Source organism: Psychrobacter sp. AOP3-A1-26, assembly GCF_052378235.1.
In the GTDB taxonomy this organism is placed as follows: Bacteria; Pseudomonadota; Gammaproteobacteria; order Pseudomonadales; family Moraxellaceae; genus Psychrobacter.
The window spans coordinates 1-945 of the sequence record NZ_JBQSXN010000188.1 but is presented as its reverse complement, the minus strand read 5'-3'; the positions used below and the strand labels follow the sequence as shown (position 1 = coordinate 945).

The window sequence follows — 945 nt, the reverse complement described above, 5'->3', positions numbered from 1 at the left end:
CTATATTCTTTGGTCAAAGATTCATCATAGTTATTAGGGATTATTTGTCTTATTAACTCTAACTCATCGAAAATATCTAAGCTAATCAGGTAATGACGATTACCAGTAGATGGATCTGTTTGTCTATTTATTCTAATATTCATAAATACATCTGTACCATGTCGCAGTTGCCATATTTGTAAATCACTGAGCTGCATCCATTGCTCAAAGTTCAAAGGGTAGGTGTAATCAAGATTAAAGTCACTTCCACCTTCTTTTGTAGCAAATGTAAAGCTGTCTTTAGGGCTTAAACGAGGTTCACTTAAACTTTTAGCATACGTCCAACCCTTATCTTGTAGTTCTTTAAAGAAAGACATCATTTTTTTATAAGCATCTTCGTCTGATATACCGTTGTCTGTCTTATCGAAGAAAAAATCAACTGTAATTTTATTCAACCCTCTCTGCTCGCTAGTTACCTTATCCATGGCTAAAATAGTGACAACTTGGTCAATCTTAAAACTATCATCAGAATAATGGAAAATTGCTTTCCCCATGTTGCTTGTTGAAAAGTCATAACCTTGAAAAGTAACGCCCATAGGTTGAGCGTCCGCTTCTTGAAACGCTTTATACTCAGGGTTGGCATCGTATAACTCTTTAGCAGTCATGTTTAATGAAATTTCTAAAGGTTTATCAGGCATAGTGCTCTCTTTTTTTGCTTGGCAGGCAGTAGCTAAAAAAAAGCTAAAGCAAATGAGAGCAGTGAAGATTTGTTTAAACATAGTACTAAACTTGCCTTAGTTGCTTGAGTGGTTTGGTATGCTATTGCCTTATTCTAAGATTTAGATTTGTACAAAGACAAATCTGTTCTGTTATCAAACTCACATGATGTCAAATCCACCATCGCATATTTTGATTGTTTTTGTTGAACAGTGCATCCCCTATATTTAGTAATCTTAGGACTGTTTA

General features: G+C 34.7%; 1 pseudogene. It reads right to left on the bottom strand.

Features of this window, described 5'->3' with window-relative positions:
• Window positions 1–758, bottom strand: a pseudogene (locus tag ACT3TU_RS14225) (hypothetical protein); the annotation flags it as partial.
• Window positions 759–945: the final 187 nt, after the last annotated feature.